The 26,489-nt window shown below is 42.1% G+C and carries 26 protein-coding genes; 6 read left to right on the top strand and 20 right to left on the bottom strand.

Annotation, left to right across the window (positions count from 1 at the left end; translation table 11 throughout):
* Positions 1 to 23: 23 nt before the first annotated feature.
* The 3 genes from FSB76_RS08870 to FSB76_RS08860 are packed head-to-tail and all read right to left on the bottom strand — an operon-like array spanning position 24 to position 4,255.
* Positions 24 to 716 carry a response regulator transcription factor gene (locus FSB76_RS08870; RefSeq protein ID WP_147053235.1) on the bottom strand — a complete coding sequence of 231 codons (693 nt, stop codon included), beginning with the start codon at positions 714 to 716 and terminating at the stop codon, positions 24 to 26.
* Between the two features lie 3 nt (positions 717 to 719).
* Positions 720 to 2,363 (bottom strand): sensor histidine kinase, encoded by a 1,644-nt coding sequence (locus FSB76_RS08865; RefSeq protein WP_147053234.1) that lies wholly within the window; start codon positions 2,361 to 2,363, stop codon positions 720 to 722.
* 5 nt (positions 2,364 to 2,368) lie between these two features.
* Complete coding sequence (locus FSB76_RS08860; RefSeq protein WP_147053233.1) at positions 2,369 to 4,255, bottom strand: alpha/beta hydrolase family protein; 1,887 nt, start codon at positions 4,253 to 4,255, stop codon at positions 2,369 to 2,371.
* A gap of 152 nt (positions 4,256 to 4,407) precedes the next feature.
* Here FSB76_RS08860 and FSB76_RS08855 point away from each other — a divergent pair, with 152 nt between their 5' ends.
* Positions 4,408 to 6,213 (top strand): tetratricopeptide repeat protein, encoded by a 1,806-nt coding sequence (locus FSB76_RS08855; RefSeq protein WP_147053232.1) that lies wholly within the window; start codon positions 4,408 to 4,410, stop codon positions 6,211 to 6,213.
* Between the two features lie 189 nt (positions 6,214 to 6,402).
* Positions 6,403 to 6,705: a DUF4286 family protein gene (locus FSB76_RS08850; protein WP_147053231.1), complete on the top strand. Its 303-nt coding sequence runs from the start codon at positions 6,403 to 6,405 to the stop codon at positions 6,703 to 6,705.
* A 110-nt stretch (positions 6,706 to 6,815) separates the two neighbouring features.
* Here the strand turns inward: FSB76_RS08850 and FSB76_RS08845 are convergent, their stop codons facing one another.
* The 5 genes from FSB76_RS08845 to FSB76_RS08825 form a co-directional block, all read right to left on the bottom strand.
* Entirely contained in the window at positions 6,816 to 7,988 is a 1,173-nt protein-coding gene (locus FSB76_RS08845) for a hypothetical protein (protein ID WP_147053230.1), read from the bottom strand.
* A 312-nt stretch (positions 7,989 to 8,300) separates the two neighbouring features.
* The gene (locus FSB76_RS08840) at positions 8,301 to 9,107 is read right to left on the bottom strand and encodes an OmpA family protein (protein WP_147053229.1); all 807 of its coding nucleotides are present in this window, start codon (positions 9,105 to 9,107) and stop codon (positions 8,301 to 8,303) included.
* A 23-nt stretch (positions 9,108 to 9,130) separates the two neighbouring features.
* Positions 9,131 to 9,793 (bottom strand): DUF2461 domain-containing protein, encoded by a 663-nt coding sequence (locus FSB76_RS08835; RefSeq protein WP_147053228.1) that lies wholly within the window; start codon positions 9,791 to 9,793, stop codon positions 9,131 to 9,133.
* Positions 9,771 to 10,175, bottom strand: a complete 405-nt coding sequence (locus FSB76_RS08830) for a DUF983 domain-containing protein (protein ID WP_147053227.1) — start codon at positions 10,173 to 10,175, stop codon at positions 9,771 to 9,773. The genes FSB76_RS08835 and FSB76_RS08830 overlap by 23 nt, the downstream gene beginning before the upstream one ends.
* A 112-nt stretch (positions 10,176 to 10,287) precedes the next feature.
* Positions 10,288 to 10,569: a hypothetical protein gene (locus FSB76_RS08825; RefSeq protein ID WP_147053226.1), complete on the bottom strand. Its 282-nt coding sequence runs from the start codon at positions 10,567 to 10,569 to the stop codon at positions 10,288 to 10,290.
* Positions 10,570 to 10,750: 181 nt separating this feature from the next.
* Here FSB76_RS08825 and FSB76_RS08820 point away from each other — a divergent pair, with 181 nt between their 5' ends.
* Positions 10,751 to 11,170, top strand: coding sequence for a YybH family protein (locus FSB76_RS08820; protein WP_147053225.1), 420 nt, complete (start codon positions 10,751 to 10,753; stop codon positions 11,168 to 11,170).
* 56 nt (positions 11,171 to 11,226) lie between these two features.
* Positions 11,227 to 12,219, top strand: coding sequence for an AAA family ATPase (locus FSB76_RS08815; protein WP_147053224.1), 993 nt, complete (start codon positions 11,227 to 11,229; stop codon positions 12,217 to 12,219).
* Positions 12,220 to 12,223: 4 nt separating this feature from the next.
* Here FSB76_RS08815 and FSB76_RS08810 read toward each other — a convergent pair whose 3' ends face one another.
* Positions 12,224 to 13,072: a helix-turn-helix domain-containing protein gene (locus tag FSB76_RS08810; protein WP_147053223.1), complete on the bottom strand. Its 849-nt coding sequence runs from the start codon at positions 13,070 to 13,072 to the stop codon at positions 12,224 to 12,226.
* Positions 13,073 to 13,196: 124 nt separating this feature from the next.
* Here FSB76_RS08810 and FSB76_RS08805 point away from each other — a divergent pair, with 124 nt between their 5' ends.
* On the top strand, positions 13,197 to 14,174 hold the full coding sequence (locus tag FSB76_RS08805) for a phytanoyl-CoA dioxygenase family protein (protein ID WP_225976456.1): 978 nt from the start codon (positions 13,197 to 13,199) through the stop codon (positions 14,172 to 14,174).
* Positions 14,175 to 14,728: 554 nt separating this feature from the next.
* On the opposite strand, the gene FSB76_RS08800 is transcribed toward FSB76_RS08805, so the two are convergent.
* The 10 genes from FSB76_RS08800 to FSB76_RS08750 all read right to left on the bottom strand — a co-directional run bounded on the left by FSB76_RS08800 (position 14,729) and on the right by FSB76_RS08750 (position 23,988).
* Positions 14,729 to 15,610, bottom strand: a complete 882-nt coding sequence (locus FSB76_RS08800) for a cupin-like domain-containing protein (RefSeq protein ID WP_147053222.1) — start codon at positions 15,608 to 15,610, stop codon at positions 14,729 to 14,731.
* Positions 15,611 to 15,734: 124 nt separating this feature from the next.
* On the bottom strand, positions 15,735 to 16,613 hold the full coding sequence (locus FSB76_RS08795) for a cupin-like domain-containing protein (protein ID WP_147053221.1): 879 nt from the start codon (positions 16,611 to 16,613) through the stop codon (positions 15,735 to 15,737).
* A gap of 195 nt (positions 16,614 to 16,808) precedes the next feature.
* Positions 16,809 to 17,357, bottom strand: coding sequence for a fasciclin domain-containing protein (locus tag FSB76_RS08790; protein ID WP_147053220.1), 549 nt, complete (start codon positions 17,355 to 17,357; stop codon positions 16,809 to 16,811).
* Between the two features lie 179 nt (positions 17,358 to 17,536).
* On the bottom strand, positions 17,537 to 18,658 hold the full coding sequence (gene hemW, locus FSB76_RS08785) for a radical SAM family heme chaperone HemW (RefSeq protein WP_147053219.1): 1,122 nt from the start codon (positions 18,656 to 18,658) through the stop codon (positions 17,537 to 17,539).
* A 163-nt stretch (positions 18,659 to 18,821) separates the two neighbouring features.
* Entirely contained in the window at positions 18,822 to 19,658 is an 837-nt protein-coding gene (locus tag FSB76_RS08780; RefSeq protein ID WP_147053218.1) for a hypothetical protein, read from the bottom strand.
* 6 nt (positions 19,659 to 19,664) lie between these two features.
* Positions 19,665 to 20,147 carry a YybH family protein gene (locus tag FSB76_RS08775; protein WP_147053217.1) on the bottom strand — a complete coding sequence of 161 codons (483 nt, stop codon included), beginning with the start codon at positions 20,145 to 20,147 and terminating at the stop codon, positions 19,665 to 19,667.
* 31 nt (positions 20,148 to 20,178) lie between these two features.
* Positions 20,179 to 20,757, bottom strand: coding sequence for a cupin domain-containing protein (locus tag FSB76_RS08770; RefSeq protein WP_147053216.1), 579 nt, complete (start codon positions 20,755 to 20,757; stop codon positions 20,179 to 20,181).
* Positions 20,758 to 20,785: 28 nt separating this feature from the next.
* Positions 20,786 to 21,355 carry a DUF1579 family protein gene (locus tag FSB76_RS08765; RefSeq protein ID WP_158642869.1) on the bottom strand — a complete coding sequence of 190 codons (570 nt, stop codon included), beginning with the start codon at positions 21,353 to 21,355 and terminating at the stop codon, positions 20,786 to 20,788.
* Between the two features lie 53 nt (positions 21,356 to 21,408).
* Positions 21,409 to 22,695, bottom strand: a complete 1,287-nt coding sequence (locus FSB76_RS08760) for a serine hydrolase domain-containing protein (protein WP_158642868.1) — start codon at positions 22,693 to 22,695, stop codon at positions 21,409 to 21,411.
* A 243-nt stretch (positions 22,696 to 22,938) separates the two neighbouring features.
* Positions 22,939 to 23,988, bottom strand: coding sequence for a hypothetical protein (locus FSB76_RS08750; RefSeq protein WP_147053212.1), 1,050 nt, complete (start codon positions 23,986 to 23,988; stop codon positions 22,939 to 22,941).
* Positions 23,989 to 24,807: 819 nt separating this feature from the next.
* On the opposite strand from FSB76_RS08750, the gene FSB76_RS08745 reads away from it, so the two are divergent.
* Positions 24,808 to 25,032 carry a hypothetical protein gene (locus FSB76_RS08745; RefSeq protein WP_147053211.1) on the top strand — a complete coding sequence of 75 codons (225 nt, stop codon included), beginning with the start codon at positions 24,808 to 24,810 and terminating at the stop codon, positions 25,030 to 25,032.
* A gap of 635 nt (positions 25,033 to 25,667) precedes the next feature.
* Here the strand turns inward: FSB76_RS08745 and FSB76_RS08740 are convergent.
* Entirely contained in the window at positions 25,668 to 26,441 is a 774-nt protein-coding gene (locus FSB76_RS08740) for a hypothetical protein (protein WP_147053210.1), read from the bottom strand.
* Positions 26,442 to 26,489: the final 48 nt, after the last annotated feature.

Below are 26,489 nucleotides of genomic sequence, written 5' to 3'. Positions count from 1 at the left end.
CGAACATCTCAATTTCGAAATCGTTACTGATTGTACACAAACTTATAACCTATCCCCCGCACAGTTTGTAGATATTGCGGCGAATCGGCATTTGTTTCTATCTTTTTGCGCAGGCGCACAATGTGCATATCCAGGGTACGGGTATTTACATCGGCGTTGTAGCCCCATACTTCCATCATCAGCTCTTCGCGGTTAATAACCTTGTTTTTATTTTTAAGGAAATATAGTAGTATCCGGTTCTCTAATATGGTAAGTTCAATTTTACGGCCATCACGAATGAGTAAGTGGGTATTAGGCAGGTGCTCCATATTGGCAAACTTGTACGATTCTGCCTTCTCACTGTTCAGGCTGAATTTAATTTTGCTGTCAATCATAGCTACAAGCACGTCCATGTTAAATGGCTTAGTGATATAGTCTGATACGCCAAAGTTGTAAGCTTCAATCTTATCAACATCCTGGGCTTTGGCGGTCATCATAATCACCAATTTATCATACCCGCTTTCCCTGATGTTGCCGCAAACCTCCGACCCTGTTTTGCCGGGCAGCATCCAGTCGAGCAATACAATATCAGGATTTTCGGCCAGTATCATTGTTTCCGCATCTTCGCCATTGTCGGCTTCCAGCACTTTGTAACCTTCGGTTTGCAAACGTTCGGCAACCAGGAAACGCAGGTTTTCGTCATCTTCAACCAGCGCAATTTTGATTTCTTTGTTCATACTTTAATTTTCGTTTGGAAGCGTAACTATAAATTCCGAACCTTCATTAACCTTACTGTTCACCGTTATCTCGCCGTCCATAAAATTAACCAGTTCTTTACAAAATGCCAAACCCAAACCTACGCTCCCGTTTTGGTTATATTGGTTCTCTATCCTGTAAAATTTCTTAAATACATTGTGCTGTTCATGCCGGGGAATACCTATCCCCTTATCTATAAAAGAGAACACAATATTTCCCTTTTTTTGTACGATATTGATGTTAAGTTCCTTTTTTTTGGGGTGCGAATACTTGTAAGCGTTCTCAACCAGGTTTTGAAATATACTACCCAAAAGCACCGGGTCGGTATAAAAAGTGTGCACACCGTTACTGGTATAATTCAATTTAAAGTCTGGGTATTTAATTTTAAAAGTATCAATATAACGCTCTACAAAATCATTCACTACAATTTCCTCTTTTTTAATATTGATTGATTTATTTTCCAGCTGGGTGAATGATAACAACTTGTTCATCAAATCGTTTAGTTTATCTGCTTCTTCGTCCAAAATTTTTCCGTAATGTTTGCGCTGCCGTTCGGTAAGCTCGCCATCGCCTTTTAAATTCGACCCGGCAATTTTTATTACGCTTACCGGGGTTTTAAACTCATGGGTAAAGTTGTTTATAAAATCGTACTGTAGTTTAAACAGCTTGATATTCACATTCAGGTTGCGGTAAATTAACCACCCTATAGCAACCAAAAAAAGCGTTATCACTAACACTGCAGCCCCGATAGGCATAAAGCGCCGGTTGGTTTCGGCAGTAAGGTATCCCTGCTCCGAGCTGAAGAACAACTTGTAATCAGAAAAAGCACCAGGAAATGAAACCTCGGTTACCAGTTTGTTGCCCTCGCTATCAATAGGGTCATAAACTACCGGCTGGATAGATACATTTTGGTAAAGCTCATGATGGGTATTTTTCACCTTTAGCAAAAGTGGCTCAAGGTAAAAAGTCATCATGTTTTGTTTATACGGTTCAGATACTGTTTTGCCCCGCAGCAGCTCGCGGTAGTTTTTAACATCAAGGGGACGTAAAGTATTGGTGTAGGTAATTTTATTAGGTTTTACATCCCAGAAGGTTTTATACATCTCGTCCTGGCTGGGCAACCGTGTGGTATCCGAAAATGCAATATAGTTACGCAATTTGGACGCCATGGCTGTAAAATCCGGTTCATCGCCTATATGCCGTTGTCTTGCACCCCATATTTTATTTTTGCCCTGGCCGTACAGGTAAATAGCTTTTACCGAAATATCAAGGTTATTTGCCCGTAGCACCACTGGCTCCCGGGTACCTATCTGCACATCATAAAAAACAATCTTTTTTACAAACCGGTATTCTTTAAAAACCGTTGACGCATATTTACGGGCCGAAGCCGAATCTAAAAAGCCACCGTAAAATTGTATCTCGGGGATCTTATTCTGGAAAAAATCGTAGTATGGCTTTAACGTTTGTTCCAATACATCTACCTTTTTTGACGAGAACTCATTTTCGACATATTTAGATGTAAGGCTGTACGATATAAAAAGCGCTACTACAAATGTTATGGATATGAGCACCAGGAATATGATGATCAGCAAAAAGTTTTTCCGGTAAGCAGTTTTTTGTGCCGGCATAACCGCTATGGTTTAACCCCCATGTTGTAATCCAGGAATTTTTCTATCTCGGTATACATTTCAAACCGGTTACGCTCACTCCTGAAAAAAGCGCGTTCATTGGGTTTCAAAAAATATTTTACATCCACATCATGCTTCCGTAATTCGTAAACAAAATGGTTCAGTTCGCTAATATTGGCGCGCTGATCTTTAGCGCCCTGGAAAATAATCAAAGGCACCTTTATTTTATCAGTATGAAACACCGGCGATATAGCCCTTAGCCTATCAGCATCAGTTTCGGGGTTGCCAACCATTTCATAAGTCATTTTTAAATAAGGTTTAAAAAACGGCGGGGCATCCTTAATATAGGTAAAAAAGTTAATGAGCCCGTATTGTACAACAGCGCAATTATATAACTCTGGGTGGAAAGACACACCATACAATGCCGAAAAACCGCCAAAGCGGCCGCCAAAAATGGCAATCTTTTTGGGGTTAGCTATTTTTTTATCTATCAGCCAATGTACACCATCGGTTATATCATCCTGAATTTTGCCACCTACCTGCTTGTATCCCGCGCTCCTGAAAGCTTTGCCATACCCGGTTGATCCGCGGTAATTCATCTGGAAAACCGCGTAACCCCTGTTGGCCAAAAATTGCACCTGCTCGTCGTACCCCCAGGTATCGCGGGCCCAGGGCCCATCGTGTGGCATTACTACTACAGGTAAATTAGTTTTTTTATTGCCCAGTGGCATGGTCAAATAGCCATTGATGGTTAGGCCATCACTGGCTTTGTAGGCAATGGGCTGCATAGAACACAACTCCGAAGGAATTAAAGATGGATTAGTATCGCCCAGTTTAGTTAGCTTACAAGTGCGGGCTTCATACAGGTAGTAAGTGCCAGGGCTGCGATCGGTATAGGTATATAATATGAACTTATTTTCAGAACTGTCGCGGTCAACCACCCTTACTTCGTTGCCTTTAAGCAAGTCGCCCAATTTTTTATACAAACGTTGTATATCGGGCGATAAAAAATACTTTCGTGGTTTGGCCTCATCCCAGCTGGCAAATTCAAGGCGATGTTTATTTTTATAATACTCAACATACATTAAATCGGCATTGCTGTTACTGAAAATGGTACGCTGTTCTTTTCCATCTTCCGCATTAATTTCAACCAGCGCCATTTTATCGCGGTTTACATTTGATAAGGCGTAAAAGTTATTTTTTGAGCCGGCAAAAGCAATAGGCCTTACCGAATTTTTAAAATTATTCTGGATAATGGGTTTAAAGGGCGAGTTATCATCAGGCCGGTATAAAATGGTTTCATCTACCCCATCTGACGATTTTACCAGCCGGATTTTGCCATCGGCATCCGGAAACCATTCCGTTATATTACCGGGGTTGATGAGGTAGGGCGAAAGTTCGCCCGTTTTAATATTCAGGCGGTAGATATCAAAATTAGCAGGATCGCGCTTGTTCATCCTGATGGTGATAATGTCTGGCTGTTGCTTGTTGCGGTTAACCAGGTTCACCCTCACTTTTTCGAGCGACAAGATCGTACGTATCTGGTGCGTAGATATATCAAGCGCGTACATTTTAAATCCATCGTTTGCCACAATATCCTGGTTAAAAACCAGTTGATTGTTATAAGTCCAAAAATACCATCCGTTTACTGGGTAATCATCAAAGGATGTTTCCATATGTTCGGTACCATCGGCCAGCGATTGTATGAACAGGTTTTGTTTATCCTTGTATGGCTTCAGGTATGCTATGTACTTGCCATCGGGAGATATTTTGAAAACTGTTTTCTCAGGAGTCTTAAAAAAATCGGCAATTGGAATTTGCTTTACATGTTTGCATGAACATATAATTGTTGTAAATACAATAAAAAGAAAAATCCTTAAACGCCCAAACATATTTGCTTATGCCATTTTATTAATCAGGTCAAATTAGATAAAATTAGTTAACGTTATCAAAATGTCACTACAATTTTACCCGGTGTTACCTTTATACGGATATTAACCGAAAGTGACCCTGGCATTCGTATTAATTACCTATTTTTGATTAGATGAGGGTTTTATTTGCAATTATTATTTTTGTTTTATTGGGTACCTGTACATTGTTTGCACAGGATAATGAACTTCAATTGGCCATGCAATACAATGCCAATGGCGAAACCCAAAAAGCGCTCGAAATTTATCAGAAACTATACAAGCAAAACAACGAAACCTATTACTCCTATTACGTAAATACCCTTTTAAACCTCAAAAAATTTGATGAGGCCGAAAGCATTACAAAAAAACTGCAGCGTAAACACCCTAACGTAAGCCAGTACCAAATAATGCTGGGCACTATTTACACCCAGCAGGGCAAGCTTGATAAAGCAAACAATATATATGACGACCTGCTGAAAAACCTGCCTGCCGACCAAATGGAGATTGCCAGCCTGGCCAACCAGTTTTACCAGAATGCGAATATTGATTACGCCATAAAAATATTTATTCAAGGCCGTAAACTGCTTAAAAACGACGAAGCTTTTACTTATGAGCTCATTAACCTTTATCGTTTTAAACGCGACAAGATATCGCTTACCGATGAGTATCTTAATTTTTTACCGGCAAATCCAAGTTTTATTACCCAGGCCGAAAGCAATTTTGCCATAGTGTTTGAAGGTGCAGCCGACTATGACCTGCTTAAGGCAGCACTGCTAAGGCGTATTCAAAAAGACCCGCAACAAACCATTTATATTGAGTTGCTCACCTGGCAATATATGCAGCAAAAAGAGTATGACCTTGCGCTTAACCAGGCCCTGGCACTCAGCCGCAGGCAAAATGATGATGGCAATAATATTTACGAGTTGTGCCGAACGCTTACCAGCAGCGAGGCTTATGATGCTGCAATTCGTGGTTATGAATATATTATTGCCAAGGGTGCAAACAATCCACTGTATATTCCTGCTAAGATCGAGCTTATCAACACCAAAAACTTAAAGGTGACCACGGGCAAATACACTCCTGCCGATCTGCTGGGTCTTGAACAGGATTACATTGCCCTGCTTGCCGAATTCGGGCGTAATAATAATACGGTTTTTGCTATGCAAAAGCTGGCCAATTTGCAAGCATTTAAACTCCACAAACTTAATGATGCTCAAAAATTATTGGAGAGCGCCATTACTATCCCTAACATCCGCGCCGAGTTGCTTGCCGGTTGTAAGCTTGATTTGGGCGATGTGTACATGCTGAACAACCTGCCCTGGGAAGCTACCCTGACGTATAGCCAGGTTGAAAAAAGTTTTGAGAATACCAACGTAGGCCAGGATGCCAAATTTCGTAATGCAAAAATGGCCTATTATACCGGCGATTTTACCTGGGCCAAAGGGCAGCTGGATGTATTGAAGGCGGCTACATCGCAGTTAATAGCAAATGACGCGCTGAATCTGTTATTGTTAATAAATGACAATACTGCTGCCGATAGCTCCGGCGGTGCATTAAAAATATATGCCCGGGCCGACCTCCGGATTTTTGCTGAGCAACCCGAAAAAGCATTGATGACTTTAGACAGTATAGACAAAAAATTCCCGGGCAACAGCCTTAACGACGATATATTGATGGCCAAATCGCGCATTTTCATTCAACAGAAAAACTATAATGATGCGGTCCCTCTGCTCAAAAAAATCTTCGACGATCATCCTACCGAACTTTGGGCTGACGACGCCGTTTTTATGCTGGGCGACATTTACGAAAACCACCTTGATGATAAAATAAATGCCAAAGCCTGGTACCAGAAAATAATCACCGATTATCCCGGCAGCCTCTGGATAAACGAAGCCCGTAAACGGTTCAGATTGCTGCGGGGCGATAAAACGGATTCCTGATCGTTCATTGGTTCACTGGTTCATTAGTTCATTGGTGAAAAGTTTATTAAGTCGCTTATGCTATTGGCAAATTAATACCAGTTAACAAATGAACTAACCTTGTAAAAAGACTACAGCTCGCCGGTGCTATTGGCAAATTAATACCAATGAACTAGTGAACTAATGAACCAATGAACTAAATTTGCGCCCATGATTGTATATAACGATACTATAATACTTGACGAAGCTATCCACGACGAATGGCTTCATTATATGAAAACCATCCATATCCCGGCTGTAATGGCTACGGGGCATTTTAGCTCGCACCGCGTTTTAAGGGTTATCGATTCTCCGAACGAGGGGGTTACTTACTGCATCCAGTATAATGCCGACAGCATTGATCAGTTTCAGCAGTATTACATGAACCACTTGCATAAGTTGCAGGCCACCCATCAGCAAATGTTTGATGAAAAGTTTGTGATTTTTAATACGCTGATGGAAGAGATGGAATAGGGCTTATCCTTTTACTATTATTAACGCCGTCAGGCACCTATCTGGTAACTATATACCAGGTAACATAGCCGGATAGGTGCTTAACCGCGCTCAGTAATTTTTATTTGAAACTATTTTGAGCCTTCGGCCTCAAGCAGCTTTGCTACCCGGTCGTTAAAGTTTGCTTTGGTAATGCCCGTTATTTTTTCCAGCGCTTTAAAATAGTTTTCGTTACCTGGTTCCCTTTTACCGCAGCTAATCAATTCAATTACTGCTGCAAAACCTTTATCTTTTTCAAGCTGCTGTATAATTAACGCGTTTATTACGTACGATACATATAGGTGATATTGCTGATTGACGCCAAAGTTTTTATTGTCGTTAAAAGCCGCCAGCCAATCTTTATTATCGCCCATATAGGTTTTAAAACGTTTCAATATATCAGGCCAGCTAATGCCCCAGCTACCACCATATAAGTAGGCACTGGCCTCGTCAAGCGGCTTATTTATCACCGCAATCGGTACAGCGCGATGCAGCCTGCTATGCCAGAGGTCATGCAAATCTAAAGCTGCAGGATCGTTTACGTCCCTGCCTGTTAATGCTAAATCGATGCCGTTTTCAAAGGCCGATAAATTACTTTGTCCGTAACCGTTGTAATCCAGTTTATAATCAATTCCCAAAAGACGCATCGCGTTGGGCAGATTGTTGCACAGGTATACCTGAGTAGCATAATTGGGCGCGTGCAGCCTTTTATCAAACTCCTTTGCCTTTTTTACATACACATTTACTTTATCCAGGTTTAGCGGCGTATTGTAATAAAAAGAAAAGTTCCCATCCTTTTTTACCTGCCATGCCTGGGTGTTGCTTTTCAGTGCCGAACTAAAATAGTACCGGCCTCCGACTTTTTTAGCGGCGAGGGTAAAACTTGCCCGCAACACCGGGGCCGAATTGGTTCCCCCCATGTATGCCAGCTGAATTAAATAGCTTGTACTATCCAGCAAGGCAGCATTAATTAAATAACAAGGGTAAATATTTTTTTTGTCGGTGCCGCTTCCGTCAGCCATACCTCTTATTTCGTCCAGTAAGACCGATGTTTCTGGCAAAGCATCTTTTAACACCAATGTATTTTCCTTGTTCGGTTTTGAAACCTGGTTTAAAAAATCATTCAGCGCGGCAACCAGCAGCTTGCCCTGAACCGAGTCGCCCTGCATATGTAGGTATGGCGGAATAATAACCGGGTTTGTTTGGGCACAAGCGGCAATTGTGCTCAGCATGCCCAGCAACATAAATATGTATTTCTTTAACATGTGAATATTTTTAGGTTAACTAACCTACACAATATTTTTCACGATTACCATTGGCTGCTATTTATTAAATGAATGACCCGCACCAAATCAATTTTCAGGGCGTTGCCTGCGGCCCGTGCTATCCGCTCATACTACACGGGCCTTAGCCACATGGCCGGTATCCGCTACTATCACTAACGCAAACTGCTGGTTGATCATTTGTTAGCCAAATTTCAGCTGAATGCTGAAACCATAATCACCACGGGTTGAAAACCAGCGGCGGCGGCATCGAATAATAAAAAAGCTCCCGGGATTGTTCGGGAGCTTTTTTTGTTATTTACTTATCAGGTTATAAAGTTCATCCAGTTTAGGGGTGAGCACAATTTCAATCCTCCGGTTTTTAGTACGGGCCTCGTCGCTATCGGCCGTGTCAATTGGCTGAAACTCGCCTTTACCGGTAGCGGTGAGGCGGTGAGGGTCAACCATCTCCACTTCGGTGAGGTAACGGGTTACCGATGTGGCACGCAGTACGCTCAAATCCCAGTTATCTTTAATCTGGCCAAGATTTTTTACTTTTTTATCGTCGGTATGGCCTTCAACAGCCATATTGATGTCTGGCTCTTTGTTTAGTACAGCGGCCAGTTGCTTTAGCGCCTCTTTCCCTTTATCGTCAATAATGATACTGCCCGACGGGAAAAGCAGCTTATCTGTAAGCGATACATATACTTTACCGTTACGGATATCTACCGTTAAGCCGCTTTGCTGAAAGCCCAGTAATGCTTTTTGCAGTTTGTTTTTTAGCGCATTAGTTGCCTCGTCGCGCTTTTTAAGAATCTCCTCAACTTCTTTTAATCGAGCTTCGCGCTTTTGCAGGTCAACAGCCAGTTGGTTTGCTTTCGTCGACGTAACATCCAGGTTGTTATTTAAAGCGTTGTTATTGTCGCGTAAATCGTTTATCTGGCGGTGCAGGCGCGCGGTATCGTTTTGCAGGCGCGAAAGTTCTTCTTCCAGGTTGCCGGTACGGGTATTCAATGAATCGCGCTGTGCAACTAATGATTTATACTCTTTTGGCGATAATATTTTACATGAGTTAAAGCCCAAACAACAAATAGCGGCTAATAAAAGATATTTGATTTTCATAAAATAGGTATTAAGTGGGTATACTATGCAAGCGCGTTTTTCAGGAAAACATTCAACGGGTATATTTTGCTGCAAATATCGGCTACCAGTTGCACGGCATCTCCTGAAGTTATTTCCTCGTCGGTAATTTTGTGCCAGGCAACAAAACTTTTTAGTTTCAGCAGGTCGATGTTTTCATTTTCGGCGCTATATTCACGAGGAACAGACTTTAATTGTTCTTGTTTTCTGAAATCGCCAAATAGCTTCACAAATGCTTTATCGTCAATAATAGCCTTCAATTCTGAGGCGTTATAATCTATTTCCTGGCGAATAACTTTCAGGTGTGGTGCCTCGGGCATCCAGTAGCCACCGCCTATAAAAGAATTGCCTGGTTGAATTTGCAAATAAAACTCAACCGTGCCTCCTCTTGAACCGCCAGACGGAATGCTTACGCCGAAATTGTTTTTATATGGTGTTTTATTCTTGCTGAAACGGATATCCCGGTAAATGCGCATTACCCGTTTTTTGGCGTCCACGGTTTCATCAATGGCCGGGTCTATCTTTTGCAGTTTGGCAAGTAACTGGCCGGTAAAATCAATCACGTTTTCACGTGCCGCATCGTATCGTTCTTTGTTGGCCGTAAACCAGTCGCGGTTATTATTTTCGGCCAGATCTTTTAAAAAATCAAGACTTTCCTGGTAAATCATCGGTATCTAAATAAGCCTGGTAATGTATCTTTGGCGATAACCAGTATAACAAAAGCACCCGCGAATATCTGAAATTAATAGGAGCCATAAAAATACAGCCCCCTATCAATACACCAAGATATAACCATGGCGAATCGGAATTGTGCGTAACTAAATAGGTAAGCAAGGCAAGGCCCAGGGCCTCCAGCACATTAAGCGCGTAACTAACATACATGGCCGCGTAAAAATAGCCGGGCTCAATTTCAAAGTACAGGTTACAATGCGGGCAGTTTAAATTTATTTTGTTTGCAAAACTATAAGGCCCGCCCTGGAACATATTGCCCCTGCGGCAACGCGGACATTTACATTTGAGCATAGCCCATGATTTTGGCGTTTCGGGCATAGTGGGTAGTGGGGGGGATGTTAACGTAAGACCTTTTTTATTTTGATCACTATCCTGACACATTTCTCCGTCATTGCGAGGTACGAAGCAATGACGATCTTTCGCTGTATGCTTAATTAAGGTTAAGCCTCTCGTGCCGCATTTCGTTAAGGTTAACGTTTTTACGGCGATATTTTTTGTACCAGATATACCCGCCTATAGCAACTGCAAAGTAAGGGGCGCCAAGCAAAAACAGGATGCCTTTATTAAGGCCTTTAGCCGCATTACCGCCGCTTTTGGTATTAGTTTCTACAGTTGCAGCACATTGCGCACATTGTGCCTTTACAGGCTGTCTTGCACCTATCATTAAGCCAAGCGCAATTACGAAAAGAATGATTTTTGAAACCCGTTTCATGAAGGCAAATTTAAGCAATAAATTATTAGAAACAGAATTGCAGGCAGAGGAAGATAGTTGATGGCAAAGATGTCGTGTCTGAACCGAACAGGCCTGATGGGCACGTTATGTAATACCGGATCATTAATTTATACAAAACAAAATCCTGGTAAATCTTGAAAATCGTGTTTATATTCAAAGTATGAAAAAACTTACGTTCTCTTTTCTCTTTATCCTTTTGGTTTGTGTGTGCCGTGCGCAGGATAAGCAGGCAATTGCCAATTTAATGTATACCCAGGAAAAAGCCTGGAACCGTGGCGATGTTGAAGGTTTTATGCAGGGCTATTGGAAGTCAGATTCGCTGGTGTTTATAGGTAAAACCGGGCCTGATTACGGCTGGCAAACTACGCTTGATCATTATAAAAAGCGTTATCCGGGTAAGGTGGCCATGGGGCAGCTTAAGTTTACCCTGTTGCAGGTTAAAGTGCTTGATGCAACTAATGCCTTCGTTTTGGGTAAATGGCACCTTAAGCGAATTAAGGATGAGCTTGGTGGTTATTACACTCTTTGGTTCCGTAAAATTAACGGGGAGTGGAAAATAGTGTGCGATCATACCAGCTAAATATCATATTTGAGATTTGTTCAAAAGCTTTATACATTTGGCCGGGATTTTAATGGATGAAAAGAGGTTTGGTTATAGGCAAGTTTATGCCTTTGCACAAAGGGCACATCGCGTTAATTGATTTTGCTTTACAGCATTGCGATGATTTGATTGTTTTGGTAAGCGCCAGTTATGACGAACCTATATGGGGAAGTCAGAGGTTGGAATGGGTTAAGGAAACCTATAAAGAAAACAGTAAAGTAAGGCCATGGCTGTTAAACTACGACGAAGCCGTACTGCCAAATACCTCCGCATCGTCAGAAGGGGTATCCCGCATCTGGGCCAATTATTTGCTAAAGGAACTACCAGCTATTGATATCATATTTGCATCGGAAACTTATGGGGCCTACATGGGGCGGTTTTTGAATTGCGAAAGCATGATATTTGACGAGCCACGAAAACTTGTACCTGTATCGGCTACCCAGATCAGGGAAAAACCTTTTGCTTTCTGGAACTTTTTGGCCGATGCTGCCAAGCCTTATTTTACCAAAAAGATATGCCTGCTGGGTACCGAATCTACCGGGAAAACCACAATGGCAAAACGACTGGCCCATCATTTTCATACCCTTGATGTGCCCGAAATGGCCCGCGATATTTTGGAGCATACCAATGAATGTACCGAAGAAGATCTGTTGCAAATAGCCGAACTGCACGCCAAAACCATCAACGAAAAGATAAAAGAAGCAAACAAGATTTTGTTTGTAGATACCGACCTGAATACTACCCGGTCATACAGTCATTTTTTGTTTGATAAGGATTTGCAGGTGCCCGAATGGGTTGAAGCAACTAACCATTTTGATTTGTATATATACCTGGATGTTGATGCACCCTATGTACAGGACGGCACCCGCCTTAATGAGAACGACAGGAACCGGCTGGACGAAAGCCACAAACAGGAGTTGGCCAATCATGGTATCCACTATGTGCTAATACAGGGCAATGACTGGGACGAAAGGTTTGAAAAAGCAGGTAAGGCGGTAGTGCAATTTATTAAAACGGGGGCGGTTTAGGATTTTACTTGTTAATCCAATGCCTTTTAAAATCCGACGGATTTTGGCCCACCATTTTATTGAAAAGTTTGTTAAAGTACGATAAACTTTCGAAGCCAACAGCGTAACACACTTCGGTTACATTTTTATCCTGCATCAGCAGGTTTTTGGCAACATCAACGCGGTACTGGTTTACAAAATCGGTGAAGGTAATGTTGGTTTGTTTTTTGAAATACCTGCAAAATGCCGCTGTGGTAAAATTTACTTTGGCCGCTACCACATTTACATCGGGGTTGCGGTTGTAGTTACTGCCGATGTATTCATACACAGCACCCATCCTGATTTTATCTTTCAAAAAAAATTGCAGGCTGATATCGTCAGCATTCAAAATGGTTATCTCGGCAGAATTGGCCAGTACATGGAAAATCTCCATCAGCGCCAATAATTGGCCGAATGAATTTAACGCCGGTAACTGCTTTAGCTTTTGTACTGCTATGTTCTTGGTTTCGCCATGAAATGCAATGCCGTTGGCCGCTTTTTTAAATAGCTGGTTAATGGGGGTAAACTCGGGTGTTATGCCAACCGCTGTACCCAAAAAATCTTCCCGCAACTGAACAACAATCTGGTGATAATCGCTGCGGAGGCGGTAATCAAAATTAAGGTGGGGCAAATTGCTGCCGATTAAAACCAAATCGCTTTGGGTATACCCTGATATATGAGAGCCAACATGCCTTATCCCGGCATCAGCCTCTACGTATACCAGTTCATATTCGGGGTGGTAATGCCACAGGAAGGTGTTGCGAAGCCTGGGCGAAAACAGCTTGAATGATTTGCCCGGTTCAAAATCAACTACCTCCAACTGTATCTTATCCATGCCTTATTGTTCATTGATGTTCAATAAAGATACATATCTGGTTAATACAGAGCAAATATTGGTCATTGTAAAGAATAGCCGCCTTTGCCAGGGGCGATAGATTTGTATTATTAAACCAATACAAATGATGAAGACAACAGACACCACCATGACTATCACACCCGGGCCGGAAAACGCTCATAAAGAAATCCCCGGCAATCCATCTACAGCCAAAACCAGCAGCATTCGCCTCAACGAACGCAAGAATAACGAGCCCTTGCACATACTCAACGAAGCAGACTGGAAGTTTTGGGTAGAAAATGGATACGTGATCATAAAAAATGCCGTACCTAAAGAGCAGGTTGCCAAGCTGGCCGCTTACCTGTGGCAATACGAAGGCAAGGATGCCGATAATATAGAAACCTGGTATAAAAGGCCCAACGCCCAAATGCAAATGACCGAGCTGAACAATACAGGTATGGTAGAGATTTATAACCAGCAATTGATGTGGGATAATCGTCAGTACCCCAAAGTGCATGCGGCCTTTGCCGATATTTGGGGAACCGAAAAACTTTGGGTTACTATTGACAGGGCCAACCTTAACTTTCCGCTTAAACCAGGTTTTGAATACAAGGGGTTTATCCATTGGGATTATGACCCCGAAACAAGGCCGCAAAACGTGCAGGGCGTACTGGCACTGGCCGACCAGACAGACGAAACCATGGGCGGTTTTCAGTGCATCCCCGAATTGTACCGTACCTACGACACCTGGAAACTTACCCAGCCTGCCGACAGGGACCATTACAAGCCAGATACCACAGGCTTTGAGATAGAGAAGGTAAAACTGGAAGCCGGCGACCTGCTGATATTTAATAGCCTGCAACCCCATGGCATCCGCCCTAATACCAGTAACAACAAAGTGAGAATAGCCCAATATATAGCCATGATGCCCGCCCAGGAAGATAATGAAGAATTGAGGCAGTGGCGCATTAACAGCTGGCAAAGCCGTGAAGCCATGCAAGGTTATGCTTTCCCCGGCGACCCTATGGAGCGCGAAAAACAAAACCCGGTTGCTGAATTATCTGATTTAGGGAAAAAGCTCCTGGGATTGGAGAGGTGGTGAAAGATGATGTGCGCTGTTTTCCGTTGGCTGTGTCGTCACAGCCAACTTTTGCCGTATAGGTGTCTATTACTTTTTAGCTTTTTTCAACGTTGGCGGGATCTTCAACCTGTACAATAGGCAGGCCAGCGCATAAAAATATTTATTGACGATGACCTGTTATTTAACTGGCTAAAGTAATGAGCTTACCATGTAAAAAGATATAATTATAACCATCAGACCATACCTTGTGTTGACGCCTGGCACTGGTTAAAATATCCCGGCCCTTTAGGCTCCTTGCCAGGGCCGACAACAACCGCAAACATTTACATGCTTTTGAGTTGCCAAAAACAGTAAATTAGTGTTAACCATGATTAATTATAAAATATTGACTATTAGATATTTGTAAATATTTTATCTGAAATGTGTTAAGTTATGTTAACCCAATCAGATGCGTTTGACCCGGCTATGAAGATACAGCCAATGGTAGAAATAAAAATAGCGGTGAAGAAAACCTCACCGCCATAAAAAGTCTTTAATAAAACCCGGGCCCGACATCACGTACCAGGCAACAGAAATCAAAAAGGCTTGCCCGCTGCCAACTCCTTATTAGCCCATTTAACAGCCAGTTCCTCGCGAAATTTTGCGTATTTTTCCTTAAAAGCCATTTTGAGCAGGCTATCTACGCCGCCTTTAATAGCCAGGTTATACAAACTGGCGGCTTTGCGGGTCATGGATGCATCCCAGGCACGCAGGCTTAAGGAATAGGAGCCATCAATATATTTCATCCAGTGCCAATAGCCGGTAGGCATAAACAGTGTATCGCCGTGTTCTAAAAATACTTCGGTACCTTCTACACCATCCAGGGCCGGAAATTTCTTTACATCGGGGTTCAGCACATCATAATCCTCCAGCGCATAGGTAGCGTTAGGGATACAATATAAACGGCGCTTCCATTTATTTTCAAATAGTATCACATGTTTACGCCCGCCAAAATGAGTGTGGAAAATATGGGGTAAATCGATATCATAATGTAAAAACGTCACCGAGTTTGATCCGCCGAAGAACATGCCGGGCATGCTTTCTAAAAAACCACCCATAAGGTCTTTGGGTAATACAATATCATTTAACAGTTGTGGCGCCTGTTTAAAAATATTAAAAAAGAAGATACGCAACTCTGTGGGTTTACTGCGTATCAGGTCAATATATTCATCAAAAGGCATTTCTGTTGCCGATGAGTTGATGGGTTTTGATGGATCGGCTTTGGAGTTATCGTACAATGGCACTACCTTATTGCCAACAACGCTCTTAAGATATTCTGGTGTCCATTTTTCGCGGGCTGGCCACGTTTTGGTGAGGCCCTTAATGACTAACGGACGGCGCGGGTTTAAATAGTTGTTCTTGAAATCCTCTGGAGAGATATTTTCAACAGTATCAATGGGCTTAAGTATAAAACTCATAAATGTTACCTTCCGGTTGGGTTAAATTTAATTAGGGATACTACAGTATTACCAAAAAGTAAACAAAGGAACGAAATAAAACACCAAAAGGTAACCGGGGGATGTCAAAAAAAATGTACCTGCTTCATCTTTTACTCATAAACATAGCCTTTTCGGCACGTTTAATAGCCAGTTTTTCTTTCCAATCCATATAGTCTTTTTTAAAACGGGCTTTCATCATATTATCAAACTTACGCTGCAATGTTAAGTTATACAGGCTTTTGGCTTTAATAGCCCATGATTTATCCCATGCCCGCAATGAAATCGAGAACGATCCGTCGAGATATTTCATCCAGTGCCAGTACCCGGTAGGCATAAACAGGGTATCGCCATGTTCTAAGATTGCTTCCAGCCCTTCAATACCGTTTAACGCCGGGAATTTTTCAAAATCCGGATTTTCAATATCGTAATCCTCAAGCGCATAGGTGGCAAAGGGGATACAATATAGCCTTTCAGTCCATTTTTGGTCAAACAAAATTACCTTTTTGCGGCCGTTAAAGTGGGTATGGAAAATGTGGGCCAGGTCAATATCGTAATGTAAAAAAGTAACAGAGCCGGCACCGCCAAAAAACATGTTAGGATATTTATCTAAAAAACCACCCATTAAATCGGTAGGCGAGCGGTAATCATCCAACAGTTTCGGCGCGTGTTTTATGGGGTCGAATAAAAAAATACGCAAATCAGTTGGCTGTTTTTGTATCAGGTTGATATAATCAGCAAACTTCATCTCGCTGGCCGATGCATTTATCGCTTTTGATGGATCGGCTTTTGAACTATCATAAAGCGGAACGGTTTTATCGCCAACAACTTCTTTCAGGTACTCAAATGTCCATTTTTGTAAGGCCGGCCAGTTTTGGGTGGCCTTGCGAATAATCAGCGGTTTACGCGGATTTAAATAGTTGTTAATAAAATCCTCCTTGCCTATATTATCAACCCGGTCAATGGGGCCAAGTAGTATGCTCATCTTCACAATTAATTAACATGCAAAATTAATTAACCATAAAAAACACTCAAGGTTTAACCGTTTTTTTGAAATTCTTTTGACATTTTTCAATTTACTATCAGCCTTCTACTTAAATCGATTAAAAAAAAGAAACCCGACACATTACTGCCAGGTTTCCTTTTTATTAATATATGTAACAGCAGGCGTAATAATTATCTACCGGGGCATTAAAACAGTATTCACTACATGAATTAGGCCATTACTTTGGTTAACATCGGCAATAGTGATCCATGATTTACCGCCTTTTTCGTCAACCAGGTATAGTTTTTTGCCTTGTGCCATAACGGTTAATTTGCCGCCGCTCATGGTGCTTAACTCAGCTTTACCCATACCTGCTTTAACTTTTGCCCATAGGTCGGCCGCGCTCAGTTTGCCTGCAATAACGTGGTATGTTAAAATTTTAGTTAAGGTTGTTTTGTTTTCTGGCTTAATCAGGTTGTCAACTGTGCCGGCGGGCAGTTTGTTAAAAGCCTCGTTAGTTGGTGCAAATACGGTGAAAGGGCCTGCAGACGACAATGTTTCTACCAGACCAGCGGCCTTTACAGCTGCAACCAGTGTGGTGTGATCTTTTGAATTGACTGCATTTTCAATAATGTTTTTAGTTGGATGCATTGCTGCGCCACCTACCATTTTGGTTTGGGCCTGTACTGTGGGGGCTATTGCAAAAGTCGCTAATGCAATGGCGGCGAAAATTATTTTTTTCATTTCGGTAATTTTTGTAATTTTTTAATGGCGCCTTCGCGCCTGATTGTTTGTGTTTTTAATAACCAAACCGCCACGAGCTCTTGACGTTTTAATTATTGTTTATTGAAAGATACGGCCAGTTGTAGAAAGCGGTTTTATTTGGAGAGACTGTTTCTTACACCGTTTTAGGGTAGCGTAAATTAGAAGAAGAGACCGGCAGCTATATTATCGGCATACAGCTTGCCCGTGGCTGTCAGATAGATGATACCATCCTTTTCGGTAATCCATTCTTTATCAAAAAACTCGCGGGCTTCTACCTGGAGTTGATCTGCCGCGCCTTTAGCTATAGCATTTAGCCGGTTCAAGCTTAACCCCCACATGGTACGGATGGAGGTCATGATGTATTCGTTTAACCGATTAGCTTCGGTAAGGGTTTCTGTTTCGGCGGGAATTTTGCCGCCTATGATGGCTTTAGTGTATTTAGCGTTATTGGCAATATTCCACTGCCTAACCTCGCCATTGTAGGAGTGTGCCGATGGGCCAATGCCCAGGTATTTAACCCCCTGCCAATAGTTGGAGTTATGTTTTGAGTATTTACCCGGTAAGGCAAAGTTTGATATTTCGTAATGCTCAAAACCATGATCGGCCATGGCCTGCATCAGTACCATAAACTGGGCGGCGCTTTGCTGATCGTTCATGGGTGGCTGCTTTTTTTTGCTGATAAAGGCCGCCAGCGCGGTTTGCGGCTCTACCGTCATAGAATAAGCGGATACGTGTGGGATAGACAATTCAAAGATCCTATCCAGGTTTTGCTTCCATTTGGTATCAGTGAGTAAGGGGTAACCGTAAATTAAATCGGCCGTAATGTTTTCAAACCCGGCATCCTGTACCCTTTTTACTGCCGTTTCAGATTCGCGGGCCCGGTGGGCTCGGTTCATCCAAACTAAATCCTCGTCAAAAAAAGATTGGATGCCAATACTAAAACGGTTTACATCGGTTTGTTTAAACGCCTTTACTTTGGCCACATCCAAATCATCCGGGTTGGCTTCCAGCGTAATTTCGGCACCTGAGGCAACGGTATGCAGTTCTGTTATGGTATTAATAAGCAGCTGAATTTCGTCTGCTGCCAGTACCGAAGGGGTGCCGCCGCCAAAGTAAATGGTCTCAACTGTTTCACTGTTCAGGTAATTCTTTTGCAGTTTAATTTCGCTTACCAATGCCTGCACCAGCTCATCCTTATATTGTGGCGATGTGCTGAAATGGAAATCGCAGTAATGACAAGCTTGTTTGCAAAAGGGGATATGTATGTAGATGCCGGCCATTTGGCAAAGGTAAGCGTAAATATGAGTTTCTTAAGGCCTATGTTGATTATGCTTATCCTTAAGCAAAAATCTGGATTTGTGAAGATGAGGAAGGGGGTGAAATTAAGGATCGTTTTAGCAACTTATGATCATGGCATAAGGAGACCCTAAAGGTACCCTTATGTCATCGAACAAGTAAGCGTACCCCAATAAGGTAATACATTACAAAAGGAATGGCGGGTATAGCTACCAGGAAGCCTGCTGTACCAAAGGGCTCCGGCCAGGAAGGAGGTATTAGTTCCAGCAAAATGGCAATTAAGCTGCAGCCTATAAACCAACGCGCTGAAGGTTTGCTAAGCGAGCCTGTTATTTTGAGCGCCACCGCAAAAAGGAAGGTGCCCAGGTACATCAATATAACTTCGGCCACGCTGATTACATAAAATAAGCTTTTTATGGCAACGTACAACTCAGGGCGTTTCGCATCCGGGTTTGCAGCAAATACCCGGAAAGCATCGGTAAGGTAATAACCCCAGAATGCCATATTGATTATAAACAGGGGCATTGCGATGCTCAAGGCTGCAAATGCCAGTATAGAATACAGGTTTTCGCCGGTTGCCTGTAATTGCGTTTTGAGCAGGGCGGCACCCAACAAAAGCAATATGCCGCCTGCTATAAGTATAGCATAACGTGTTTGCTGTTCGGCAGCTGTATTAACCCAGCCCTGCAGCGTTGAGGGCGGTGGCCCCATGCCAGCGAACATGGAAAACAACAACCAGGGCATAAATAGTAACAGCGCGGTAATAGCTTGTTGTTTGCCGGATGGTCCTTGCGCCCACAGTTTACGCAGGCCAAGATGGTATGCGGAAAGGATTATTAAACAAGCGTTCAGCAACCAAACAGGTAAGTATATTTTATAGCTAACAGGCGCTATGCCAAACCCAACAACCATAGTTACCGGTGGAACAAGCCATAGGTATGCCCGGCTCAGTTTTTGTTTAAAAGTGGTAGCATCGTTATTCATCTCAATTTATTTTATCCCTTTTTCCAGTTTGGCATTTTGCCCGGCAAGAATTTTCCAGGTGCCATCGCGTTTTACCAGTACAATCATCCTCCTGAACTCAAAAGTTTGGCCCGGAAAACGTTCGTCGCCATCTAAGCCTGTACGCACGTGTGATATAGCGAGGTTAGGATACGGGTAGGTAATATCTTCAACCGCACGCGTATAATAATGCGTTGCTTTAAAATAGGTGGTATGCACTTGCTGATAATGAAATTGAATATCGTCCCGCCCTTTATAATAGGCTCCAAACCAGTTAACCCAGGTGGCGTCAACTGTATAGTTGTCGGCCAGGCCTTTTGGGTCGTGGCGGTTCCAGGCGTCTTCGTAATTTTTAATCAGTTGCCTGATCTGCGGGTTTTCCCGGGTGGTGTCTGTTTGCTGGCTGTAGGCTTTAAAACCATACAGCCAGCACATCCCAACTATTACTAACTTAAAACTATTGAATTTCATAACTATTTATTACTACGGTAAGTGGTTGTAATTAAAAGGCTTTCAGTATGTCAATTGGCGGCCCAACCCGCTCAAAGCCGTGTTGTTTCCTGAATTCGTCCTGCTCGGCTTCGGGTTTGCCTTTCATTTGTCCTTCGCTTATGGCTATAAAACACTCTTCCATTTTACCAGCCGGCTGGAATGTAGTGAGCATACGCCCTACACCTTCTCCAACCTTCGAAAATGCATGCGGCACTCCACGCGGGCCAAACACGCTATCGCCCGGCTTAACATGGTGCATTTTATCGCCCACTTTTATCACAAACTCACCTTCTAAAATGTACCACCATTCATCCTGGTTATAATGAAGATGGAGGTTTGGTCCTCCTTTTTTTACGCGTGATGATTCATACACGTATAAATCGCCATCGGTGTCTTTGGTGGATACTTTGGTGTAAAACGTATCTCCATCAAACAGGTTGATAGGCTTCTGAAAGCGATCGGTCCCGGCATCTATTTTATAGCCGGCCTTTTCTCTGAGCATGGTATAACTTTTGGCAATTAGGCTAACCGGGCTGGCTAAAACAGCGCTTGTTACAGAGAGTATTTGAAGGAAAGTATTGCGTTTCATGATCGTGTTTTATTTAAAGGTTTACTGTTTATTGCCGGGTAAAATTTAGCACGGTATCAAAAAGTTCTTTTCCACCAATGCTTTCATGCCATTCAAGAGTATAATGACTATCATTTATAAATTTAAGAAGCACATGAAATTTGCGCATGGCACCGGCAGGCGCATCGCCTCTTGGAGGAGATAGCGTTTCGCCATCATAGGTAATTATCTTTGTGCCGGGGTCGTAGCTGCCCTCCAACAGAATAATACCTGTTTCAAATTCATTGTTAATGTAGGCGCTTATAAATTTTCCTTTCACATTATCGTATCCTTCAGTAGTCATTTCATGTAAAGTAACCAACTTTCCGTTCGACCAAGGCATAGGGATATCCTGGCCGGTAACTTCCGATGTAAAGTACCGGTTATCCCACAATGCCTTTCTTACCATACTGCCGGCAAATTCAATGGGTTTATGTTTACTACCTGCGAAAGTATGCTTTCCGGTAAATATCCATGAGCCGGTAATGCTTGTAAGTAGTTGATGGTTTTCATTAGTTGCGGCAAGCCGCCCGGTTTCATTTTTATCCTGTGCAAAAGCCGCTATGTTTGTGAAAAACATTAATAGCCAAAAATTTATGTTGTATAATATTCTAACTTTATTCATCTCCGATTTTATTTAATGAATAAGTCATCAGTGGCCCAGGTTGGATTTTTGGCGTAAGCTTTCCAGAATATCTGGTCTAAGTCATTGTCAAAATTGACTTTAAAACTGCGTGTATTGGTCAAAATCACAAAGTTAAACCCGTTATCCAGCCGGGCCTGCTCTGTGGCTGTACCGGGTAAACTTCCCTGGTGAAAATAGTTTTTGCCGGCAATAGCCCATCCGCATCCATAAGCCGCATTAGCTGTCGAGCCTGTATACATGGTTGTCAACGCTGTTGAAGAAAGAATATCTGTTCGTACCGGAAATTTATCAATATATACCAGGAACCTGGCCAGGTCGGCAGCTGTGGCAACCCATCCCCCGTGCGAGTCCATTCTGCTGATGTTGTAGGCATAGGGGTCTTCGCCACTCTGGCCGTAATAAGTAACTTCTTTAGGTAGTTTCTGGACAAACGTGTTACCGCCAATCGTCATATCGGTAATTCCTATTGGTGTTAACACCAATGTTTTTACAGCTTCTTCATAAGTTTGACTGGTAATTTTTTCTATCACGCGGCCTAATATGCAATAGCCAAAGTTGGAGTAGTCGTAGTTTGTGCCTGGTACATGGTCAAGCGGGCGGTTATCTAAGGTCCAGGTGATGAGTTGTGCCGCTGTCATCCCCGGGTTACTGAACATTGGGTCGTTAACTGTATTACCCCAGCCTCCGGATGTATGATGCAGCAGTTCATCAACAGTAATATCGGTAATGTGCGCACCGTAGGCTTTTGTACCATAGGTTTTACCCAATAAAGCACCATCGCCAAATACTTTGTCGTCCAGCTTTATTTTACCCTGATCAAGCAATTTCATAATAGCCACCGACGTGAACTGTTTTGAAAGGCTGGCTAAACGGTAACGATCGCTGATCATCGCCTTGGTGCCGTTAGATTTATCGCTGGTGCCGTACGCTTTCAGGTAAACCAATTTTTCTCCTTTGGTGATGGCCACAGATACTGACGGCACGTTATAAGTGGTCATAAAGGTATTTACTTCATCATCTAAAACAGTTACAGCAATTTTGCTGGGGGTAAGAGTATCAACTACGGTTCCGCTTCCGCTTCCGCTTCCGGTACCAGTACCCGTTCCCGTTCCGGTTCCGGTTCCGGTCCCAGTTCCGTTGTCTGTTTTGGTTGCCGGGGCCGACTCTTTACCACAGCCGGCGAAAAGCAGGATGCCAGCAAATGCAGCTATTTTTATAAGTTTTAAAGTACCCGCCGCAAAGCGGTAAATTTCCGATTTAAAAGTTTTTTTCATAGGTAGTAGGTTTGTTCTTTAATACTAAAGCTTTCCAGGAAATCAAAGGGACATAAATTGGCTGAAAAATTCTTTCGAGTTTGTTGCATATCCTTTTGATTTTGTTGCATAATTAACCCAGGCGTAAATTATCAGCAGGATGGTCGCTTAATAGAGAAATATATTTGCCATTATGTCAAATAATTTACAAGATGATACAATACGCTGTGGTTATTTATGTGACAGCGGTGCGTTAAACGAAATCTATTTGCAGTTGTAAGTAAAAGCGTTTATGCCCGAGCCATCAAGTGCCATGCTAACCGGGAAATTCTTGTCGTTGTACTGGTAGGTAATGGTTGAGTTAATGGTAGCTGCCGGCTGGCCGCCAACCGTTATCAGTTTGCCGGTAATTTTGATTGGGTTGTTTTTGCTTAGGATTGCGCAACGACCTAACCAAAAACGAAGCTTATCCAGGTTGTATGCGCCATAGCCGCCAAAATCGTTGCCTATAAATTTCCAATATTTGGTGATAGCGGTGTATGGCGAAGGTTTGTCGTCATAAGTAATATTAAGTGTTTCGTCAGATTTTTGTATATAATCTGTCCGGCTTTCACCGGATGGGTAAACAACAGTTTTTTTAGAGTAATCATATATAATTTTCACCTGGCTTACGTTGTCGTTGGCATCATAAGCAAAAACGAGTTCGGTCCTGAAAAGCGTAAAACCCAGGGCGTCCTGCGATCCGTTACCAGGTGCAAGTACTGTAGTAAGGTGTTTCTTTGCATCGTCATAATTGAATTGAAACATAGAATCGGTTTTCATTAACGAGTTTGATATGGTGCTGTAAAACAGTTGATGCAAAAATTGAGGGTTACCATCATAAATATTTCCGCTGCCGCCACTGTAACTATAGGTAATGTTAATATTGCCGTAAAAATGGTTCCCCTGGCCGTCAACCGAGGCACTGGGATAGGCATCTATAACTTTAGATGTAGTAATAGTGCGTACAAAGGGGCCGTAATAATAATTGGGCCCTGTCATTTTTGTAAGCAGGCCTTTATCATCATATTCAAAGTTACGTGCACCAAGCGCCTGGTCCACATCGCTTGTAATAGCACAGGCCGAAATATTGATTACATTGGGGATGGGGTTGTTAGAAGGTTTTCCGCAACCAGTAAAAGCGACCAGCAGCATAAAAATGAAGGGATATAAAATAAGCGATTTGGCAGATATTGTTCCGTTCCCATTTTGTCCGAGAGGTTTGATGATGTTTTGTTTGGTGGTAAATGCAATGTGTTTTGTGTGTGTTTTCATAACTGGTAGATTTTCTTTAGTGGATGTTGATGTAAGGAGGCAAATAAACCCTACACTGTTAAAAAATACTTTTGTACATGTTGCGCATGCTTTCGAGTTTGTTCCATTTCTTTCCACGTTTAATATTTGGGCATGTAGTTAACTGGTAGTTATAATGCATAGCTGCATTAAAGCCCGTGTAACATGCGCTACACCAGGAGGTTTTCAGTCGCTTTTTGGCTTCCCATCTGAAGCAATCACACGAAAATGAGTTATTATAACATAATCATACCATCTGTATAATACCTATCAAATGTTTGTAGTGGTGAAATACGTTAACACAAAACGCGAGTTTGTGAAAGCAGGAGGAAAAATAACGGGTATGCTGATAGAAACGAAAACAGAAATGTGTTTAACCCCATAACAAATGCCATGGATATATGAAATGCAGCGCCCAATACTAACCAAATAAAACATATTGGCCGAGGCAAAAAAAATACCAGGGGAAATGTACATTCCCAGATAATAATTAGCCAACAGAAAAATATTGCCGCCGTTTTATTTTTAAAGATGAACAGCAAACCGGGTTTACCGTAAATAACGGTAGCCAATACTTTTTTCACAGCGCTGCCATCCCTCCATGTACCTGATTTTAGTTTATAGATTCCGGATATAAAATAAGATAACGTAAGCTGTGCTATAATAAAACCCGGCCCAACCCATCTTAAAAGCGATCCTTTATCAATAGCATAATAAGATGCTAAACCTAATAATATTATAAATGTAATCTCATCAGCCCCGTCCCGCCCATGAGTGTGCCTGATATTGATTAAACAGGATATGAAAAAAAGCACAAACAGGCAAAAACTTACAAAGAAACGATTTTCTATATTGACTACAATCAAAGCGGCGAGTAGCAAACGTAAGATGATGATCACCCTAAATCTGTTGCCTTCAAAAACAGAGTTGAAGAAAGTTGCCCGCCACCCTGTAAACAGCCAGCCATCTCTTGCACCCGAAATTTCCCATGAAAAAAATGTATTTGTATCAAATCTGCGTTTTTGAATCAGGTACAAATATTCGATACTCATAAATATAACTGTAAAGGCGACGCAGAGAGTAGTTAACATAACGGCGCCGCCTTCAGATGGGCTGAATAATTTACTTAAGTCTACAAGCATTAAGATAATTGATGTGTGTTAGATATAAATACCTGTGAAAGGTTATCCCCCTGGCATGGCACCTTCCTGGCAATTGTAAACTGAATTAATTGCCCTAAGTCATGGCGGCACAAATAATTTACATGATTTAATACCAGTAAATAAGGCACTCCAAATAATATTTCTTCCTGAGATTCAACGGGTACTGTCAATATTAACTGGCAGAGATCAAAGAAAGCTTTCCTATGCCGCCGGTTTGGGTTCCACAAAAAACCGTACCAGGCTCTTTTGTTGCCAAACTCAGTTAATCTCCATGGAGACTGAAAGTCTTCTGAAAAAACTCTGTAAAAAAGGTAATAATCGGTACTGTTGGGTTCCGGCGCAAAAAAGGTCCAGGTTGGAATAAGCGTAAGTGTATCAGCTCTGTCTATCCAATTTTTTGCAAACGGAAAATATCTCATCACCGAAATAATAAAATACTTGGCCAGCATGAGGCCTAATAATAAGCCTATGTAATCATTTAGTTTCAAGTGATTTCTTTTAAATGGTGCGCGCTATAATTTTTTGACGGGCCAAAACCAGTTCCTTTACTGTTGGATTGGAGGTTTTAAAGGCGGCGGCAGGTATGTCGTTGGTTGTAGCCTCCTGATACCACTTAAGACAACGTGACCCAACTATTGTCGCAACAGTTGCAACCAAAATGCCTGGCGTTAAGGTAGCGGTTATTAAAGCTGGCGTGGCGAATTGGGTATCATCGCCCCCCACCTTTCCAAATTTCATCGAAGATCTTTCGATTGGAATATTAACTGCCTGCTTTTCTAATTCAGATAAATGTGGTTGATGAAGAATAACCATAACCTTTGGTTCAATAATTAATTCATCATCTGAATAAACGGTATATTTAAAATTATTTGCATCAAAGTCTCCTCCCGAAAAAGCAAAGAGCACCTTTGTGATTTCTACATCTTTAATGGTAAATAAATTTATAGCGATTGTCTTCGTTCCATAATTCAGGTCGACAATAAACGGAGCTGCTTTTAAAGCCGCCAACGCCTCCTCGTCAGATACTTTGTTGAGCTTGTTAACGGCCAATTTGTTTTTGTAAGCCAAATCATTAATCTTGTCAGTATCTAATGAAACAACTGCCTGTTCCAATTGGTCATAAAACGTTGAGTTGCCGTTGGCTACTATAACCACTCCGCTACCTGGCAATAATAACTCTGTAGCGGGGCCGCTTAGTGTGTATACCTTAGCAGTCCTTGTAGTTTCTAATTTGTCTTCACGGTTTAAAGCTGCATTTTGAATTGATTCCATAAGTAAGATGTTTATTGTAAATTATTGAATTATTTTAAAGGCAAATAA

This window comes from Mucilaginibacter ginsenosidivorax (genome assembly GCF_007971525.1).
GTDB lineage: Bacteria > Bacteroidota > Bacteroidia > Sphingobacteriales > Sphingobacteriaceae > Mucilaginibacter > Mucilaginibacter ginsenosidivorax.
The sequence above is the reverse complement of the archived record's forward strand: the minus strand, read 5'-3'. Positions and strand labels throughout refer to the sequence as shown.

What these genes read in the sequence shown, in the direction of transcription:
- FSB76_RS08750 (WP_147053212.1), bottom strand. Translation starts at nt 23,988, where the DNA reads ATGAAAACACACACAAAACACATTGCATTTACCACCAAACAAAACATC.
- FSB76_RS08780 (WP_147053218.1), bottom strand. Translation starts at nt 19,658, where the DNA reads ATGAATAACGATGCTACCACTTTTAAACAAAAACTGAGCCGGGCATAC.
- FSB76_RS08775 (WP_147053217.1), bottom strand. Translation starts at nt 20,147, where the DNA reads ATGAAATTCAATAGTTTTAAGTTAGTAATAGTTGGGATGTGCTGGCTG.
- FSB76_RS08825 (WP_147053226.1), bottom strand. Translation starts at nt 10,569, where the DNA reads ATGAAACGGGTTTCAAAAATCATTCTTTTCGTAATTGCGCTTGGCTTA.
- FSB76_RS08855 (WP_147053232.1), top strand. Translation starts at nt 4,408, where the DNA reads ATGAGGGTTTTATTTGCAATTATTATTTTTGTTTTATTGGGTACCTGT.
- FSB76_RS08815 (WP_147053224.1), top strand. Translation starts at nt 11,227, where the DNA reads ATGAAAAGAGGTTTGGTTATAGGCAAGTTTATGCCTTTGCACAAAGGG.
- FSB76_RS08840 (WP_147053229.1), bottom strand. Translation starts at nt 9,107, where the DNA reads ATGAAAATCAAATATCTTTTATTAGCCGCTATTTGTTGTTTGGGCTTT.
- FSB76_RS08790 (WP_147053220.1), bottom strand. Translation starts at nt 17,357, where the DNA reads ATGAAAAAAATAATTTTCGCCGCCATTGCATTAGCGACTTTTGCAATA.
- FSB76_RS08740 (WP_147053210.1), bottom strand. Translation starts at nt 26,441, where the DNA reads ATGGAATCAATTCAAAATGCAGCTTTAAACCGTGAAGACAAATTAGAA.
- FSB76_RS08800 (WP_147053222.1), bottom strand. Translation starts at nt 15,610, where the DNA reads ATGAGTTTTATACTTAAGCCCATTGATACTGTTGAAAATATCTCTCCA.
- FSB76_RS08850 (WP_147053231.1), top strand. Translation starts at nt 6,403, where the DNA reads ATGATTGTATATAACGATACTATAATACTTGACGAAGCTATCCACGAC.
- FSB76_RS08830 (WP_147053227.1), bottom strand. Translation starts at nt 10,175, where the DNA reads ATGCCCGAAACGCCAAAATCATGGGCTATGCTCAAATGTAAATGTCCG.
- FSB76_RS08820 (WP_147053225.1), top strand. Translation starts at nt 10,751, where the DNA reads ATGAAAAAACTTACGTTCTCTTTTCTCTTTATCCTTTTGGTTTGTGTG.
- FSB76_RS08810 (WP_147053223.1), bottom strand. Translation starts at nt 13,072, where the DNA reads ATGGATAAGATACAGTTGGAGGTAGTTGATTTTGAACCGGGCAAATCA.
- FSB76_RS08765 (WP_158642869.1), bottom strand. Translation starts at nt 21,355, where the DNA reads ATGTTTTTCACAAACATAGCGGCTTTTGCACAGGATAAAAATGAAACC.
- FSB76_RS08770 (WP_147053216.1), bottom strand. Translation starts at nt 20,757, where the DNA reads ATGAAACGCAATACTTTCCTTCAAATACTCTCTGTAACAAGCGCTGTT.
- FSB76_RS08860 (WP_147053233.1), bottom strand. Translation starts at nt 4,255, where the DNA reads ATGTTTGGGCGTTTAAGGATTTTTCTTTTTATTGTATTTACAACAATT.
- FSB76_RS08795 (WP_147053221.1), bottom strand. Translation starts at nt 16,613, where the DNA reads ATGAGCATACTACTTGGCCCCATTGACCGGGTTGATAATATAGGCAAG.
- FSB76_RS08835 (WP_147053228.1), bottom strand. Translation starts at nt 9,793, where the DNA reads ATGATTTACCAGGAAAGTCTTGATTTTTTAAAAGATCTGGCCGAAAAT.
- FSB76_RS08805 (WP_225976456.1), top strand. Translation starts at nt 13,197, where the DNA reads ATGATGAAGACAACAGACACCACCATGACTATCACACCCGGGCCGGAA.
- hemW (WP_147053219.1), bottom strand. Translation starts at nt 18,658, where the DNA reads ATGGCCGGCATCTACATACATATCCCCTTTTGCAAACAAGCTTGTCAT.
- FSB76_RS08865 (WP_147053234.1), bottom strand. Translation starts at nt 2,363, where the DNA reads ATGCCGGCACAAAAAACTGCTTACCGGAAAAACTTTTTGCTGATCATC.
- FSB76_RS08745 (WP_147053211.1), top strand. Translation starts at nt 24,808, where the DNA reads ATGAAAAAAAGCACAAACAGGCAAAAACTTACAAAGAAACGATTTTCT.
- FSB76_RS08845 (WP_147053230.1), bottom strand. Translation starts at nt 7,988, where the DNA reads ATGTTAAAGAAATACATATTTATGTTGCTGGGCATGCTGAGCACAATT.
- FSB76_RS08870 (WP_147053235.1), bottom strand. Translation starts at nt 716, where the DNA reads ATGAACAAAGAAATCAAAATTGCGCTGGTTGAAGATGACGAAAACCTG.
- FSB76_RS08760 (WP_158642868.1), bottom strand. Translation starts at nt 22,695, where the DNA reads ATGAAAAAAACTTTTAAATCGGAAATTTACCGCTTTGCGGCGGGTACT.